At 61.2% G+C, this 15,579-nt stretch carries 13 protein-coding genes and 1 pseudogene; 7 read left to right on the top strand and 7 right to left on the bottom strand.

The window, feature by feature from the left end; translation table 11 throughout:
• Positions 1 to 37: 37 nt before the first annotated feature.
• The 3 genes and pseudogenes from J4862_RS08900 to J4862_RS04220 form a co-directional block, all read left to right on the top strand.
• A pseudogene (locus tag J4862_RS08900) lies at positions 38 to 196 on the top strand (helix-turn-helix domain-containing protein); the annotation flags it as partial.
• Positions 197 to 253: 57 nt separating this feature from the next.
• Complete coding sequence (locus J4862_RS04225; RefSeq protein ID WP_249107456.1) at positions 254 to 742, top strand: S24 family peptidase; 489 nt, start codon at positions 254 to 256, stop codon at positions 740 to 742.
• Between the two features lie 30 nt (positions 743 to 772).
• A complete protein-coding gene (locus J4862_RS04220) occupies positions 773 to 1,087 on the top strand; it encodes a hypothetical protein (RefSeq protein ID WP_211789483.1) in 315 nt (104 codons plus the stop codon).
• A gap of 288 nt (positions 1,088 to 1,375) precedes the next feature.
• Here the strand turns inward: J4862_RS04220 and J4862_RS04215 are convergent, their stop codons facing one another.
• Genes J4862_RS04215 through lepA form a run of 5 tightly spaced genes read right to left on the bottom strand, consistent with a single transcriptional unit; the run spans position 1,376 to position 6,781 of the window.
• Positions 1,376 to 1,711 (bottom strand): translation initiation factor, encoded by a 336-nt coding sequence (locus tag J4862_RS04215; RefSeq protein ID WP_211789482.1) that lies wholly within the window; start codon positions 1,709 to 1,711, stop codon positions 1,376 to 1,378.
• A gap of 2 nt (positions 1,712 to 1,713) precedes the next feature.
• Positions 1,714 to 2,181 carry a pantetheine-phosphate adenylyltransferase gene (coaD, locus tag J4862_RS04210; RefSeq protein WP_211789481.1) on the bottom strand — a complete coding sequence of 156 codons (468 nt, stop codon included), beginning with the start codon at positions 2,179 to 2,181 and terminating at the stop codon, positions 1,714 to 1,716.
• Between the two features lie 4 nt (positions 2,182 to 2,185).
• Complete coding sequence (locus J4862_RS04205; RefSeq protein ID WP_211789480.1) at positions 2,186 to 3,358, bottom strand: Xaa-Pro peptidase family protein; 1,173 nt, start codon at positions 3,356 to 3,358, stop codon at positions 2,186 to 2,188.
• 39 nt (positions 3,359 to 3,397) lie between these two features.
• The gene (gene dnaB / locus J4862_RS04200) at positions 3,398 to 4,969 is read right to left on the bottom strand and encodes a replicative DNA helicase (protein WP_211789479.1); all 1,572 of its coding nucleotides are present in this window, start codon (positions 4,967 to 4,969) and stop codon (positions 3,398 to 3,400) included.
• A 24-nt stretch (positions 4,970 to 4,993) separates the two neighbouring features.
• Positions 4,994 to 6,781, bottom strand: a complete 1,788-nt coding sequence (gene lepA, locus J4862_RS04195; protein WP_211789478.1) for a translation elongation factor 4 — start codon at positions 6,779 to 6,781, stop codon at positions 4,994 to 4,996.
• Between the two features lie 614 nt (positions 6,782 to 7,395).
• Between lepA and lpdA the strand changes: the two genes are divergently transcribed.
• From lpdA to J4862_RS04175, 4 genes are read left to right on the top strand one after another with little or no spacing between them, the layout of a single operon-like run.
• Complete coding sequence (gene lpdA, locus J4862_RS04190; RefSeq protein WP_211789477.1) at positions 7,396 to 8,751, top strand: dihydrolipoyl dehydrogenase; 1,356 nt, start codon at positions 7,396 to 7,398, stop codon at positions 8,749 to 8,751.
• A gap of 60 nt (positions 8,752 to 8,811) precedes the next feature.
• Entirely contained in the window at positions 8,812 to 10,110 is a 1,299-nt protein-coding gene (locus J4862_RS04185) for a dihydrolipoamide acetyltransferase family protein (RefSeq protein WP_211789476.1), read from the top strand.
• A gap of 6 nt (positions 10,111 to 10,116) precedes the next feature.
• Positions 10,117 to 12,162, top strand: coding sequence for a thiamine pyrophosphate-dependent enzyme (locus J4862_RS04180; protein WP_211789475.1), 2,046 nt, complete (start codon positions 10,117 to 10,119; stop codon positions 12,160 to 12,162).
• A gap of 18 nt (positions 12,163 to 12,180) precedes the next feature.
• A complete protein-coding gene (locus J4862_RS04175) occupies positions 12,181 to 12,687 on the top strand; it encodes a flavodoxin (RefSeq protein ID WP_211789474.1) in 507 nt (168 codons plus the stop codon).
• 115 nt (positions 12,688 to 12,802) lie between these two features.
• On the opposite strand, the gene J4862_RS04170 is transcribed toward J4862_RS04175, so the two are convergent.
• Together J4862_RS04170 and J4862_RS04165 are read right to left on the bottom strand one after the other, a co-directional pair.
• Positions 12,803 to 14,125, bottom strand: coding sequence for an acetyl-CoA hydrolase/transferase family protein (locus J4862_RS04170; RefSeq protein ID WP_211789473.1), 1,323 nt, complete (start codon positions 14,123 to 14,125; stop codon positions 12,803 to 12,805).
• A 171-nt stretch (positions 14,126 to 14,296) separates the two neighbouring features.
• Positions 14,297 to 15,112: a purine nucleoside phosphorylase I, inosine and guanosine-specific gene (locus J4862_RS04165; RefSeq protein WP_211789472.1), complete on the bottom strand. Its 816-nt coding sequence runs from the start codon at positions 15,110 to 15,112 to the stop codon at positions 14,297 to 14,299.
• Positions 15,113 to 15,579: the final 467 nt, after the last annotated feature.

Below are 15,579 nucleotides of genomic sequence, written 5' to 3'. Positions count from 1 at the left end.
AAAGGTAAACAGTTTTGTTGACCTATCAAAATAGAAGATGATGGCTAACAACATAACCGCAGATGTATCTCTCAATATCAAGAAGTTGAGAGAGCAGAAAGGCATAGATAATGATGCTTCCTTCGCTAAGATCCTCGGTGTTTCACCGCAACGTTTGAGCGCGTGGAAGAAAAGAAACACCTATGATATAAACATTATCGTAGACTGTTTCCCTGATGTGTCTTTGCCGTGGCTGTTAACGGGCGAAGGTCCTATGCTTGTCGGTCAGCGCACTGGCGAGCGCGGCCCTGACGAAGATGAAGAGGGAAACTGGGCGAAGGTCAAGGAAGCCCCGGGAGACGGGCAGCCCTACTACGATGTAGACTTTCTGGGCGGCTACGGGGAGTTCGTGGACCACCCCGAGGACGCGCGCCCTGAGTACTTCATCGACTTCAAGCCCTACAATCGCAAGGGCGTATTCTACGTCAATCTCCGCGGCGACAGCATGGCGCCTGAGTTCAACGGCGGCGACCTGCTTGCGCTTCGCCCCGTGGAGGGCTGGTGGGACTACCTGCTACTGGGCAAGGTGTACGCCATAGTCACCAAGCAGGGGCAGCGCACGATCAAGCGCCTGCGTAAGGGACCAAGCCCCGAGGCCTACCAGCTAGAGCCCATCAACCCTGCCTACGATAAGCAGGACATCCCGAAGGACCAGATCGCCGCGGTCTTCGAGGTCCTCGGCGGCATCCGCCACTACGAGTAAACATTCATTCACCATAAACACCAAGTTATCATGACAAGCGAACGTATCGCATTTCTGCGCAAAACAAGCCGCAAGGAGTATGTAATCAACGCATTCAATCAGCACGAGGGGATGCGAAATCGAGCCCAGTGGCTCATCGCCATAGGTATCCTACTTGCACTCGCGGCAGTACTACTGGGTTATTCAGTGGGCAGCAATACATCTGTTGGCACTGGCGTAATTGCAGCCCCCACGGTTTTAGTATCCTGCATCTTCGGGGCTATAGGGATGAAGCGCAAGGCAAACGAGCTGGATATGCTTCTCATGTCAGCCTACCCCGACTGGAAGGAGCTAATAGAAGATTAAGGCGGACGATCCTGAGTGATCCCCAAGCCTCATTGCCCGCATAAGGCATTCGCACAACCGTTCGCATTGCAACCAACCTAAGACAACGAAACCCCCTGTTTTATATAGCGTATAATGCGTATATTTGGTGACCCCTCCTGAGTCACCAAGATTGCCTGCCGAGGCTCCGACGAGGAGTGGCAAGTACCCTAAGTAAAAGGCTATCCCCCTCCCAAGCTGCCCGAGGCATGCTGGGAGGGGGATAGCCTTTTATATATATACTGCGTCCCGAGAGGGGTGCAGAGGGTCTTAGCCCTTAGTGCGGGTATAGCCGAGGGCGGGGAGGAGGCTACGGAGCTTGGTACGCTGGTCGCCTTGGATGAGGATCTCGCCGTCCTTAGCCGAGCCCCCGACACCACAGCGCTGACGCAGGAGACGGCCTAGCTCTGCTAGGTCCTCCTCGCGCCCGACAAAGCCCGTGATGAGCGTCACCTCCTTGCCGCCGCGCTGCTTCTTGCTGAGGCTGATGCGCAGCTCTTGGCGTGCGGGCTCGAGCGTGTCGGGCTCCTCGACCTGCTCGGTCGTGTATTCGAAGTCGGGGTTCGTGCTGTAGAGCACGCCCAGTCGGTCTTTCCAGTCAGCCATACTTAGACTATGGGATCAAGGACGAAGCCCTCGGGGAGGAAGGCCGAGACGTCGGCTCCGTAGTGTAGGAGCTCGCGGACAACGGAGGAGCTGATATGGGTCAGGCGCTGTGAGGCGGGCAGTAGAACGGTCTCCATATCGGCGATGTGGCGGTTGAGGTCGGCCAGCGTGCGCTCGTACTCCATATCGGTGCTACTGCGTACGCCCCTGAGAAGGACGTGCGCACCGAGCTCCTGAGCGAGCGTCACCGTCAGTCCCGTATAGACGACGATACGTACGCGGGGCTGGTCGGCATAGTAGCGGCTGATCTGCTGTTGGCGCTGCTCGGCGGTGTAGAGGTTGCGCTTGGCTTCGTTCGTCCCGATGGCGACGATGACCTCATCGAAGAGGTCGAGGCCGCGGCTGACGATATCGGCATGACCCCGCGTGAAGGGGTCGAAGGAGCCAGCGTAGAGGGCTATGCGCTTCATAGGACTAGGCGTGGGCGAGACCTGTGCGTAGGTCGATGATCTCCTCGGGGGCAGGCGTGAGGTTCTCGACGCCTGTCTCCGTGACGAGGTAGCTATTCTCTATCCCTACGGCACCGACACCAGGGAGGACGAACTTAGGCTCGAAGGCGATGACCATCCCAGGCTCTAGGACGTCGCGGCTGCGAGGGGTGAGCACCGGTGGCTCATTGATCTGAAGGCCAATCCCATGCCCGACGAACTGTGCCTGCAGCTCCGTCCCCATGAAGTAGTCCGCAGCACCTGCCGCCGTGACCCGCTCCAGCGAGTGCGTGTAGAGCTCGGCGCAGGAGCTCCCTGGGCCTGCCGTCTGCATGACCTCGCGGTGCAGCTGGCGGCTCAGCTCGTGCAGGCGGTAGGCCTCGGCAGGAAGCTGGCCGACGGAATAGGTACGGGTGAGGTCGGAGTAATAGACGCCGTAGTTGCCCGCCATGTCGACCATCACCGCGGTGCCTTCGGTGAGGGGCGTCCCGTTAGCCCCTAGAGGCAGCGCCGTAGTCCCAGCACCTCCGAGGGCGAAGTCATAGGGCGAGGCCGTGCCCGCATTGTCTCCTGCCAGCAGGCTACCCATGAAGATTTCCATCGCCGAGCCGAAGCAGCGGAAGAGCCCCACCGAGCCATGCTGGCGCATCACACGCTCCAGCTCGATCTGCAGGTCTCTGTCCGTCATCCCCTCACGATAGGCCTTCGGGACCTCGCGGTAGACGGCGACGTGTTGTGCCGCGCACTGGCAGAGCTGCTCGAGCTCTAGGGGCGTCTTGACCATGCGGGCACGGCGCAGCAGCGGTGTGGCGTTGACGATCTCTGCTCCCTCGAAGATGCGCGCCATGCGCTGTACGTCGCTGTAGCTCTGCTCGTCCTGCTCGAGGGCGACGCGCCGAAGGGGCTTGAGGTCGAGCCACTCGGGGAGCTGCTCGATCTTACGGATGTGGTGGAGCTGGCTGGTCTCGGGCTGTGTCTGAGGGCGGCGTACGAAGTAGTGAGCCTCGCCCTGCTGGAGCAGCACGGCTAGCCCAGCGAAGACCTGGCCGTAGACATAGAGTAGGGCGACATTGGAGCTAAGCACGAGGGCGTCGATACCTGCCTCCTGCATGTAGCTCTGGAGGCGCTGCTGGCGTAGCAGATAGTCGGGGTGGAGCATGGGATGGTGAACCTAGGGAAAGGTAAAGGGGCGGCGGGGCTAGAAGGGCACTTGGCCGCCAGGGAAGTTATTATCCGGGGCGAGCGGGTCGAAGGCTGGGGCCAATGGCGCTGCTGCCGCAGGTCCGGCCGTGAGGCTACGCCCAGAGAGCGAGGTCGTGGGGCGGGCTGCATCGGCCTCCGTGCCTGGCTGCAGGTCCTCCAGAGGGGAGAAGCGGGCGAAGTCGGACTTGAAGGCGAGGCGTACTTCACCGACGGGCCCGTTACGGTGCTTGGCGATGATGAACTCGCCGACACCCTTCAGCGACTCGCCTGTCTCGCTGTCTACGGTGATCTTGTAGTACTCGGGGCGGTGGATGAAGCACACGATGTCGGCGTCCTGCTCGATAGCCCCCGACTCACGGAGGTCAGAGAGCTGTGGGCGCTTGCTATTGGCGTCACCGCCCTGCTGGCGGTTCTCTACGCCGCGGTTGAGCTGGGAGAGGGCGATGATGGGTATATTCAGCTCCTTGGCCAGCATCTTTAGTGAGCGCGATATGGTACTGACCTCCTGCTCACGGTTGCCGAAGCTCATCCCGCTGGCATTCATCAGCTGGAGGTAGTCGATGATGATCAGCTTGACCTGATGCTGGCTCACGAGGCGACGCGCCTTGGTGCGTAGCTCGAAGACCGAGAGCGAGGGCGTGTCGTTGATGTAGAGTGGCGCAGCCTCAAGACCCGCCATGCGGTTATTCAGTCGTGCCCATTCGACGTCGTCTAGACGTCCGCTCTTGATCTTCTGCCCATCGATCTCGCAGACGTTGGATAGGAAGCGCTTGACGAGCTGCACGGAGCTCATCTCGAGGTTGAAGAGTGCTACGGGGATCCCTTGGTCTACGGCCATGTAGCGCGCCATAGAGACGACGAAGGCCGTCTTACCCATGGCAGGACGCGCCGCGATGATGATGAGGTCGGAGTTCTGCCAGCCTGAGGTCATCTCGTCGATCTTGGGGAAGCCCGTCGACAGGCCGCTGATCCCCTCCGTCCTATTGGCCGCGATCTGGATCTCCTCGATGGCATTCTTGACCAGCGGACGGATGGGCTCGAAGTCGCCCTTCTTCTCGTCGCGCGACAGCTCGAAGAGGCTAGCCTCGGCACGCTGTACCTGCTCCTTGACGGCTACGACGTCGTCGAAGGCGTCCTTGAGCGTCTGGGAGGCCATGCCGATGAGGCTGCGGCTGAGGGCCTTGTCCGCGAGGATCTCGGCGTGGGCCTCAAGGCTCGAGGTCGAGAGCATCTTGGTCGAGAGCCCCGCGATAAAGGCTTGGCCGCCGACCTCCTCCAGTACCTCCATGCGGCGCAGCTCCTCGATGACGGTCAGCATATCTATGGGCTTCTGCTCCATAGCCAGCTGCGTCATGGCGGTGTATACCAGCTCGTGGGTGTGTAGGTAGAAGGTCTCGGGGCGGAGTAGCTCGCTGACGCGTGGGTAGGCGTCCTTCTCGAGGAGAAGCGCCCCGAGGACAGCCTCCTCGATGGCTAAGTCCTGGGGGGGGATACGCCCGTCTAGCTCGAGCGGCGCCACTGTGGTGGGGCGCTTCCGAGCTACCTTGGGCTGGCTGGGTGCTGGCATCTTAGCTGGTGCTTTATCTGATCCTTAGTCGAGCTTGAGGACAGCGAGGAAGGCCTTCTGCGGCACCTCGACGGTACCAATCTGCTTCATGCGCTTCTTCCCTTCCTTCTGCTTCTCCAGGAGCTTACGCTTACGGGAGACGTCACCGCCGTAGCACTTGGCCGTCACGTCCTTACGCACGGCCTTGATGGTCTCGCGGGCGATGACCTTGGCGCCGATGGCTGCCTGGATGGCGATGTCGAACTGCTGGCGGGGGATGAGCTCCTTGAGCTTCTCGCACATGCGGCGCCCGAAGGCCACGCTATTATCCACGTGCGTCAGCGTCGAGAGGGCATCCACGGGGTCGCCGTTGAGTAGGATGTCGAGCTTCACCAGGCGGGAGGGGCGGAAGTCGCTGAGGTGGTAGTCGAAGGAGGCATAGCCCTTGGAGACGCTCTTCAGCTTGTCATAGAAGTCGATGACGATCTCTCCGAGCGGCAGGTCGAAGAAGATCTCGATACGGTCGCCCGAGATGTACTCCTGCTTGATCAGCTGCCCGCGCTTGCCGAGGCAGAGCGTCATGATGGGGCCGATGTAGGCTGTGTTGGTGATGACCGAGGCGCGGATGTAGGGCTCCTCGATATGGTCTATGGTCGTGATGTCGGGTAGGCCTGAGGGGTTGTGCACCTCGTGCTCGCCGCCCTTCTTGTCGTAGACCTTATAGGATACGTTGGGCACGGTGGTGATGACATTCATCCCGAACTCGCGGTCGAGGCGCTCCTGGATGATCTCCATGTGCAGCAGACCGAGGAAACCACAGCGGAAGCCGAAGCCGAGCGCTATAGAGCTCTCGGGCTGGAAGGTTAGGGAGGCGTCGTTGAGCTGCAGCTTCTCCAGCGAGGCGCGCAGGTTCTCGAAGTCCTCACTCTCGATGGGGTAGAGCCCTGCGAAGACCATAGGCTTGACTTCCTCGAAGCCTGCGATAGCCTCGCTTGCGCCGCCCGTGACGTGCGTGATGGTATCCCCGACCTTGACCTCTTTACTGGTCTTGATGCCCGAGATGATGTAGCCTACGTCGCCCGTGCTGACGACAGTGCGCGGCTCCATGTCGAGGCGGAGTACCCCGATCTCATCGGCGTCGTACTCCTTGCCCGTGGCGATGAACTTGACGTGGTCCCCCTTGCGGATGGAGCCATTGACGACCTTGAAGTAGGCGATGATCCCGCGGAAGGGATTGAAGACCGAGTCGAAGATCAAGCACTGCAGCGGCCCCTCTGGGTCGCCTACGGGAGCGGGGACGCGCTCCACGATGGCGTGGAGGATCTCCTCGACGCCGAGGCCCGTCTTGCCACTGGCGCGTATGATCTCCTCACGCTTGCAGCCCAGCAGCTCGATGATCTGGTCCTCGACCTCCTCGGGCATAGCGCTGGGGAGGTCTACCTTATTTACTATAGGGATGATCTCGAGGTCGTGCTCGAGCGCCATATAGAGGTTGGAGATGGTCTGTGCCTGGATGCCCTGAGCTGCATCGACGATGAGCAGCGCGCCCTCGCAGGCGGCGATGGAGCGGGAGACCTCGTAGGAGAAGTCCACGTGTCCTGGGGTGTCGATGAGGTTGAGGACATAGTCCTGCCCGTCCAGGCGGTAGTTCATCTGGATGGCGTGGCTCTTGATGGTGATCCCGCGCTCGCGCTCGAGATCCATATTATCAAGCACCTGCTCCTGTAGGTCCTTACCCGAGACGGTCTGCGTCGTCTCTAGGAGGCGGTCTGCCAGCGTGCTCTTCCCATGATCAATATGGGCTATGATACAAAAGTTGCGTATATGCTTCATCTTGGCTGCAAAGATACGACTAAGATACGAGCTATAGCGTGGCGCGCTGCGGGGAGGCCTTGGGGGCTACGCTGGTTCTCGTGCCGCTTCGCTCGGGAGGAGCTGTGCCTGGGTACGCTGCCTCGTCGTAAGCGGTGGACTGCCTCCTTGCGCTCCGCTCCGCCGAACTACTGTCGAGGCTCGCTGCCTGGTCGCGCGAAGCTCCCCCTTCGGTCTCGCCGAGCTCCGAGCAGTGGCTTAGGGCGAAAAATGATATAATATTTGGAGAAAAGTAATATAACTTTCCGCCGAATATTATATAATAATTGCTGAGAAGTAATATAACTTTTCCCGAAAAGTAATATAAGAATCCTCACCCTCCCTTATCCCTCAGCTCGGCAAGGCTTCGCCGAGCCCGCGCCTCCCCTTAGCTCGGACGGGTGCCAAGCTAAGGCCGCAGGAGCTCTAAGTCTTGGGGAGTGAAGCCCTTGCCCCGATACCCTTAGCAAGGTTGCTCCAAAGCCCCTAGCGCCGCGGGAGTGAGCCCTCCCGAAGCCAAGGGACGGGACGCACTGCTTCTTGGGTAAAAAAAACGTACCTTTGGGTACATTAACATACCTAAGTGTACAAGCATCATGAACTTCGACATAGCGATTATTGGCGGTGGGCCAGCAGGCTATAATGCTGCGGCTCAGGCCTCAGATCAGGGTCTTCAGGTTATCCTCTTCGAGCGTGCTACGCTGGGGGGCGTCTGTCTCAACGAAGGCTGTATCCCCACGAAGAGCCTCCTGCACGCGGCACACCTCTACCACGACGTGGCCTCTAGCGCTGCCCTCGGGATAGAGATCGAGGGCTCGGTGAAGGCCGACTATAGCCGCATCGCGGCGCACAAGGATGAGGTCGTCAAGACCCTCACCTCGGGTGTAGCCTACAAGATGAAGCAGCATGGGGTGACGGTCGTCCCCGCCTCCGCACGCCTCGAGGGGCAGGAGGGGGAGCTGATCCGTGTTGCCACCGATACGGAGACCTACCTAGTGCGCTACGTCCTGCTCGCCACGGGGAGCGAGACCGTCATCCCGCCCATCCCAGGGCTGGACGGCGTCAGCTACTGGACGAGCCGTGAGGCGCTGGCTGCGACCGAGCTCCCGAGGGACATCGCCATCATCGGTGGGGGCGTCATCGGCATGGAGTTCGCCGATGTCTATGCTAGCCTAGGGGTGCCCGTGACCGTCATCGAGATGGCACCCGAGATCCTCGGGGCTATGGACAAGGAGACCTCCGCCACGCTGCGCAAGCTCTTCAAGAAGCGCGGGGTGAAGTTCCACCTCGAGAGCAAGGTCGTAGAGGTATCGCCCGAGGGCGTCACCATCGAGACCAAGAAGGGCGAGCGGGAGCTCATCGCCGCCAGCCAGATCCTGCTGAGCGTAGGTCGCCGTCCGCTTAGCGTAGGCCTTGGCCTCGAGAGCCTCGGCATCCAGCAGAATCGTGCCGCCGTCGTGGTCAATGAATACATGCAGACCTCGCACCCGCAGGTCTACGCCGTGGGCGACCTCACGGGCTTCTCGCTGCTGGCACATACCGCCATCCGCGAGGGTGAGGTAGCCGTAGAGCATATCGTCTCTGGGGCGGGGCATCCTATGCGCTACGATGCCATCCCAGGCGTTGTATATACGCATCCCGAGCTGGCAGGGGTCGGCGCCACCGAGGAGCAGCTGCAGGCTGAGGGGCGCTACTACCGCGCGCTCAAGCTCCCTATGGCCTACGCTGGTCGCTATGTCGTGGAGCAGGGACAGGCACCTGGCCTGTGCAAGGTGCTGGTGGATGAGAACGACCGCATCCTCGGCTGCCACATCCTCGGCACGCCCGCTAGCGAACTGATCCTCCTGGCGGGCATCGCCATTGCCGACGGTACGAGCGTCGAGGACTTCCGCCGCCACGTCTTCCCGCATCCTACGGTCGGGGAGATCCTGCACGAAGTACTGCTCTCCTAGAGCTCGGCCTCCTGAGCCTTACATTAAGCAAACAACACACGCAAGATAAAGAACTAAGCTATGCCTACATTCGACATCAAGATCCCCAAGACTGGGGAGAGCGTCACCGAGTGTACCATCACCGTCATCCATGCCAAGGTCGGGGACCTCGTCCAGGAGGATGACGAACTCTTTGAGGTCACCTCGGCAAAGACCGCTGCCTCCGTCCCCTCGCCCGTGGCAGGGAAGGTCGTGCAGATCAATTATACGGAGGGCGAGACGGTCCCCGTGGGGCAGGTGCTCCTAGTCATCGATACCGCAGCTGGTGCTACCGCAGAGCCCGCAGCGGCTCCTACCGCTGCAGCTAGCCCCGCTCCAGCGGTGAGCGCGCAGCCCTCAGCGAGCCCTGTCGTCGAGCAGACGCTCACCAAGGGGAGCATCGAGCGCTGGTATTCGCCCGTCGTCCTTGAGCTAGCGAAGAAGGCCAAGGTAAGTCAGGACGAGCTCGACAAGATCTCGGGGACGGGCTTCGGCGGTCGCGTCAGCAAGGCCGATATCACCCGCTACATCGAGCAGCAGAAGGGCGCTCCCGCTCCGCAGCCACGTGCCGCACAGCCCGCGGCAGCTGCCGCAGCGCCTGCACGCCCCGCCGTCAGCGCTCCTGCCGTCAGCGTAGGGCCCGAGGACAAGGTGATCCCCATGGATCCCATCCGCCGCATCATCGCCGATCGTATGGTGCAGTCCGTGCAGGTAGCGCCTCATGTGACGAGCTTCATCAAGGTCGACATCACGAACCTCGTGAAGTGGCGCGAGGCGCACAAGGACGAGTTCAAGCAGCGTGAGGGCGTCGCTCTGACCTACATGACGCCCTTCATCGAGGCCGTGGCCAAGGCGCTCAAGGACTTCCCCCGCATCAATGCCGCTGTCGATGGCTATAACATCATCGAGCGCAAGCATATCCATGTGGGTATGGCCGTGGCGCTGCCTGATGGCAACCTCGTCGTGCCCGTGGTGCGTGACGCCGACAAGCTGAGCCGCTCCGGTATCGCTGAGCAGGTGAGCCTTCTTGCGGCCAAGAGCCGCCAGGGCAAGCTGAGCCCAGACGAGATGGCGGGCAGCACCTTCACCATCTCCAACTATGGCGCCTCACACACGCTCTTCGGTACGCCCATCATCAACCAGCCTGAGGTGGCCATCCTCGGCATTGGGGCGATCGAGAAGGAGCCTAGCATCCTCGAGACCGAGGCAGGCGATGTCATCGCTATCCGCCACAAGATTTACCTCTCCCTGTCCTTTGACCATCGTATCATCGATGGTATGCTAGGCGGTGCCTTCCTGCACGCCATAGCACAGCACCTCGAGGACTGGAAGCAAGACTAGAGCCCTATGAACGCAGTAAAGAAAAGATACGGGATCAAGAAGACGGACAAGGAGACCCTCCGTCGCTGGTACTACCTCCTCTACCTAGGACGCCTATTGGACGAGAAGGCCCCTAGCTATCTCCTCCAGTCCATCGGCTGGCAGTTCCATGCCTCCAATGCAGGGCATGATGGGATCCAGCTGGCCATAGGGCAGACCTTCCAGCGGGGTAAGGACCACCTCTTCCTCTACTACCGAGACCTCACCGCTGCCCTCTCAGCAGGGATGACCGCTGAGGAGATGATCCTCAATGGGATCTCCAAGGCGACCGACCCCACCAGTGGGGGCCGCCATATGTCCGACCACTACGCCAAGGTAGAGTGGGGCATACACAACATCTCCTCCTGCGTCGCGGCGCACGACTCCCAGGCTGTGGGTCTGGCGCGTGCCCTGGACTACTACAAGGTCGACGGCTGTGCCATCGCCTCCCATGGGGAGTCCTCGGCCTCCGAGGGCTACGTCTACGAGGCGATCAACGGTGCCGCTCGCGAGCGTCTGCCAGTGATCTTCGTCCTGCAGAGTAATGGCTACGGCATCTCCGTACCGACGCATGAGCAGACGGCGAACCCACGTGTAGGGCAGAACTACGCCGGTATCCGCCACCTCAAGGTACTCTTCTGCGACGGTAAGGACGTCTTCGACTCCATGAACACCATGGCGGCAGCGCGCGAATACGCCGTAGAGCATCGTACGCCTGTCGTCGTCACCGCCTCCTGCGTACGCATCGGGGCGCACTCCAATTCGGATAAGCACACCCTCTATCGCGATCAGGAAGAGCTCGACCGAGCTAAGGCAGCCGACCCGCTACCTAAGTTCCGCCGCATGCTGCTCCGCTACGAGCGCTTCACCGAGGAGGAGCTGCAGCAGATCGAGGCCGAGGCGCGCGAGGAGCTCAAGGTAGCCAACCGCAACGCTCTGCAGGCTCCCGACCCCACGAGTGATACCGTCATGGACTACGTCATCGGGGAGGCTTATCCGGGCGACAAGTACGGCTCAGGGATCCCCGACGGCACAGGTGAAGAGCTGACGCTGGTGCAGGCGATCAATAAGACGCTCAAGCAGGAGTTCCGTCACAACCCCGATACCTTCATCTGGGGGCAGGACGTAGCGAATAAGGACAAGGGCGGTGTCTTCAATGTGACCAAGGGGATGCTGCAGGAGTTCGGGCACAAGCGTGTCTTCAACGCCCCGATCGCCGAGGACTACATCGTCGGTACGGCCAACGGGATGAGCCGCTTCAGCGACAAGATCCGTGTGGTCATCGAGGGGGCAGAGTTCGCTGACTACTTCTGGCCAGCGATGGAGCAGTTCGTCAACTGCACGCACGAGTATTGGCGCAGCAATGGGCAGTTCTCTCCCAACATCACCATCCGCCTGGCCTCCGGGGGCTACATCCAGGGCGGGCTCTACCACTCGCAGAACATCGAGGCGGTACTAACGACCTTCCCTGGGGCGCGTGTCGTCTACCCCTGCTTTGCCGATGATGCCGCGGGGCTGCTACGTACAGCGATGCGCTCGCGTGGGGTGACGGTCTTCATGGAGCCCAAGGGACAGTACAACAATACTGAGGCTGCGGCCGTCATCCCCGAGGACTTCGAGGTGCCCTTCGGTAAGGCACGTATCCGTCGAGAGGGCTCGGACATCACGCTCGTCACCTACGGTAATACGCTGCTCCTATCGCTCCACGTGGCCGAGCAGATCCAGCGTGACCTGGGTAAGAGCGTAGAGGTCATCGACCTGCGCTCCCTCTCGCCCTGGGATGAGGAGACGGTCTACGCCTCCATCAAGAAGACCTCCAAGGTGCTGATCGTCCACGAGGACCGCGTCTTCGGCGGCTTCGGTGCTGAGCTGGCGGCCTCGATCGCCAAGAAGGCCTTCCGTGATCTAGATGCGCCCGTATATCGTGTCGGGTCGCTGGGCACGCCCGTGGGCTTCCACAAGTGCTTCGAGCTGACGACGCTCCCCAGTGAGGAGAAGATCTACGCCGCAGCCAAGGAACTCATCGAGTACTAAACCAATAAACTAGAGTATATGAAGACTGTAGCACTGGTGTACAGCCAGCACACAGCACAGACCGCAGAGCTCGGGGGGCGCATCGCTGCCGCCTGGGGCTCGGAGGTGGTCTACCTCGACCCTGATACGACGCGTCTGGAGGACTGGATGAAGTACGAGCGCTTCATCCTCGGCACGCCGACCTACTTCGACGGCGAGCTGCCCGATAGCTGGGATGAGTTCCTCCCCGAGTTGGAGGATGCCGACCTCTCGGGGAAGAAGGTTGCTGTCTATGGCCTCGGCGATCAGCAGCACTATCCCGTGAGCTTCGCCGATGGCGTGGGGCTCCTCGCCTCCTATATGGAGGAGCTGGGGGCTACGATCGTCGGGGAGACCTCGACGGAGGGCTATAGCTACGAGCATTCGGTAGCGGAGCGCGATGGCCGCTTCCTTGGCCTCGTGCTGGATCCGACCAATCAGCCCGAGCTGACCGACCAGCGCCTTGCCGCTTGGCTGGAGCAGCTCAAGGTTGCCTTCGCAGGCTAAGGCCTAGCTAGCTAAATAAGAGCGCGGCACGGAGATACTGATCTCCGTGCCGCGCTGCTTTTGTGGTCCTCAAGGTTTGCCTTGGCCGAGTCGTCGGGTAGCTCGAGGACGGGCTTTACTGGGGGAAGCGCTCCTCGGCGCTTGCTAGGAGTGCCTCGCGGAAGTCGGGGTGGGCGATGCTCACCAGTGCGAGCGCTCGCTCGCGCAGCGTCAGACCCTGCAGGCGCACTGCACCGTACTCCGTGGCGATGTAGTCCACCTCGTTGCGTCCCGAGGTGACGGTAGCTCCAGCGCTGAGCGTGGGGACGATGCGGGAGACCGTCCCGCCCTTGGCCGTGGAGGTGAAGGCCAGGATGGAGCGCCCGTTCTTGGCACGGCGCACGCCTCGGAGGTAGTCCACCTGCCCGCCCGTGCCGCTGAACTGATCCTGCCCGATGGCCTCACTGGCCACCTGTCCGCAGAGGTCGATCTCGAGGCAGGAGTTGATGGAGACGAAGTCCTCATTCTGCCCGATGATGTAGGGATCATTGGTGTAGTCCACGGGGTAGAGCTCGATGTCGGGGTGCTGATGGACGAAGTCGTAGAGCTCGCGTGAGCCCATGACGATGGAGCTGACGACCTTGCGAGGGTGCAGTGTCTTGCGTGCGCCCGTGATCACCCCGCGGCGCATCATGTGCATCACCCCGTCGGTGAACATCTCGGTGTGTAGCCCCAGGTCCTTGCGGTCCCCCAGGCACTGCAGTACGGCATCGGGGATGGCGCCTATCCCGATCTGCAGGGTGTCGCCATCATGGATGAGTGCGGCACAGACCTCACCTATACGCTGCTCTACCTCCCCGATCTCGGGCAGCGGTATCTCGGTGAGGGGGCGGTCGACGGGGATGATGTAGTCGAGCTCGGTGACGTGTACGAGGTTGTCCCCCGCGATGAAGGGCATCTGCTCGTTGACCTCGGCGATGATGACCTTGGCCTCCTCGATGGCAGCCTTGGTATAGTCGCAGGAGACGCCGAGCGAGCAGTAGCCCTCGGCGTTGGGCGGGCTAAGTTGCACGGCGGCGATGTCTACGGGGTAGAGCCCCTCGCGGAAGAGGCGCGGCACCTCATGGAAGTGGCAGGGGACGAAGTCTGCCCGTCCCTCGCGCACTACGGGACGGCTGTGCTTATCCAGGAAGTTAAGCCGGCCGCGTGCATGCCCCTCCATCTCCGGGCGTAGGTGCCAGGGGGTAGCGAAGTAGAGCATGTGGAAGATCGTAAGGTCGCGGAAGTGCTCGCGCTCGAGGAAGAGCGCCTCGGCAATAGATTCGGGGGCTGCTACGGCGTGGCCGAAGACGAGGTGGGCGCCGTCCTGAACGGCTGCGCGGACGGCAGCACGAGCTGTCGTCGTGTGTGTAGTGTAGTAGGACTTCCAGTCCAAGGAGTCGTGCTTGAGCTGTCTCATCGTGCCTTTGTGTTGGTACACAAATATACATATTCTGCGCAAGAAATTATCTGCCCGAAGTGACTGCCTGCGGCGAGGCCAGCGCCTCCGCTGTCGGAGACTAAGCGCGAGGGGCTCCTACCGTGCTAGTGCGGTAGGAGCCCCTCGTGTAGTGTGCTTGGCGTAAGTGCCTTAGAGCTGGCGGACGAGTTCGCTGAAGATACGTCCCATACGCTCGGAGGCAGCGTTGGCGGCGCGGATGACATCCTCTCCGTCGTTGACGAAGTCGTCGTCGAAGTGCCAACCCTCGTTGGTGATGACGGACATCCCGAAGACGCGGATGTCTGCATGGCGGGCTACGATCACTTCGGGTACGGTGCTCATCCCGATGGCATCGCCACCGACCTGACTCCAGAAGGTATATTCGGCTGGCGTCTCATAGGAAGGGCCAGTCAGGCCGACGTAGACCCCTTCGTGCGTGGGGATGCCGAGCTCCTGGGTGATGGCCTTGGCCTTGGTGATGAACTCGCGGTCGTAGGCACGCGTCATGTCGGGGAAGCGGGGGCCGAACATCTCTGCGTTGGGCCCGATCAGTGGGTTGGGCAGGTTGTTGATGTGGTCACGGATGATCATCAGGTCACCGACGCGGAAGTTCTTGTTGATCCCGCCAGCTGCATTCGATACCAGGAGGTTCTCGATGCCGAGTAGCTTCATCACGCGGATGGGGAAGGTTACCTGCTCCATGGGGTAGCCTTCGTAGTAGTGGAAGCGTCCCTGCATGCACAGCACGGGTACGCCAGAGAGTGTCCCTGCGATGAGGTTCCCCTTATGCCCGATGGCGGTAGAGTGGGGGAAGTGGGGGATCTGGCTGTAGGGGATGACAGTCGGCTGCTGGAGCATCTCGCCGAGCTTACCTAGGCCGCTGCCGAGGATGATAGCGGTCTTGATGTCCTTAGGGAGGCGTGAGGCTAGGTAGTTGGCTGCCTCGTGGTAGTGGTTGTCAAGCATATCGTTCTAATGTGTCTCTTGCTGTGAGTTACTTCGGCTGCTGGGGAGCCTTCTCGTAGGTCCCAAGGCCGTAGCAAATATACTAAATCCCCCACTTACGCCCACTTACCCACGCCATGGAGCCTGCCGCAGCTGAGCGACGCGGGCTAGGTGAGTAGTGCTAAGGTGTTCCTCCGGCCCTCGGGATGTCGCGACGGCAGGCGAAGTCGTGGCCTTCGCCGAGCGGTACGAAGTCAAGCTGCTAAGCGGGCTGCGGAGCTCAGCCCAAGCCCTTCCGATGAAGGGAGCGAAGCGGTGCAGCGAGCTCCTCGCCGCCTTGCCCTGCGACGAAAGATATCCCTCAGCAGGCTGACTGATATCCCTCAGCGCCTTGATGGACGTCCCTCAGCGCGCCCACTGATATCCCTCAGCGCGTCTCCCCTTATAGTGGCGTCTCGCTGTGAGCTGAGGGGAAGGGGCTAGGAGGC

The organism is Porphyromonas sp. oral taxon 275 (assembly GCF_018127745.1).
GTDB lineage: Bacteria > Bacteroidota > Bacteroidia > Bacteroidales > Porphyromonadaceae > Porphyromonas.
The sequence above is the reverse complement of the archived record's forward strand: the minus strand, read 5'-3'. Positions and strand labels throughout refer to the sequence as shown.

What these genes read in the sequence shown, in the direction of transcription:
- J4862_RS04185 (WP_211789476.1), top strand. Translation starts at nt 8,812, where the DNA reads ATGCCTACATTCGACATCAAGATCCCCAAGACTGGGGAGAGCGTCACC.
- coaD (WP_211789481.1), bottom strand. Translation starts at nt 2,181, where the DNA reads ATGAAGCGCATAGCCCTCTACGCTGGCTCCTTCGACCCCTTCACGCGG.
- J4862_RS04180 (WP_211789475.1), top strand. Translation starts at nt 10,117, where the DNA reads ATGAACGCAGTAAAGAAAAGATACGGGATCAAGAAGACGGACAAGGAG.
- J4862_RS04165 (WP_211789472.1), bottom strand. Translation starts at nt 15,112, where the DNA reads ATGCTTGACAACCACTACCACGAGGCAGCCAACTACCTAGCCTCACGC.
- J4862_RS04220 (WP_211789483.1), top strand. Translation starts at nt 773, where the DNA reads ATGACAAGCGAACGTATCGCATTTCTGCGCAAAACAAGCCGCAAGGAG.
- J4862_RS04170 (WP_211789473.1), bottom strand. Translation starts at nt 14,125, where the DNA reads ATGAGACAGCTCAAGCACGACTCCTTGGACTGGAAGTCCTACTACACT.
- J4862_RS04205 (WP_211789480.1), bottom strand. Translation starts at nt 3,358, where the DNA reads ATGCTCCACCCCGACTATCTGCTACGCCAGCAGCGCCTCCAGAGCTAC.
- J4862_RS04175 (WP_211789474.1), top strand. Translation starts at nt 12,181, where the DNA reads ATGAAGACTGTAGCACTGGTGTACAGCCAGCACACAGCACAGACCGCA.
- lepA (WP_211789478.1), bottom strand. Translation starts at nt 6,781, where the DNA reads ATGAAGCATATACGCAACTTTTGTATCATAGCCCATATTGATCATGGG.
- lpdA (WP_211789477.1), top strand. Translation starts at nt 7,396, where the DNA reads ATGAACTTCGACATAGCGATTATTGGCGGTGGGCCAGCAGGCTATAAT.
- J4862_RS04225 (WP_249107456.1), top strand. Translation starts at nt 254, where the DNA reads ATGCTTGTCGGTCAGCGCACTGGCGAGCGCGGCCCTGACGAAGATGAA.
- J4862_RS04215 (WP_211789482.1), bottom strand. Translation starts at nt 1,711, where the DNA reads ATGGCTGACTGGAAAGACCGACTGGGCGTGCTCTACAGCACGAACCCC.
- dnaB (WP_211789479.1), bottom strand. Translation starts at nt 4,969, where the DNA reads ATGCCAGCACCCAGCCAGCCCAAGGTAGCTCGGAAGCGCCCCACCACA.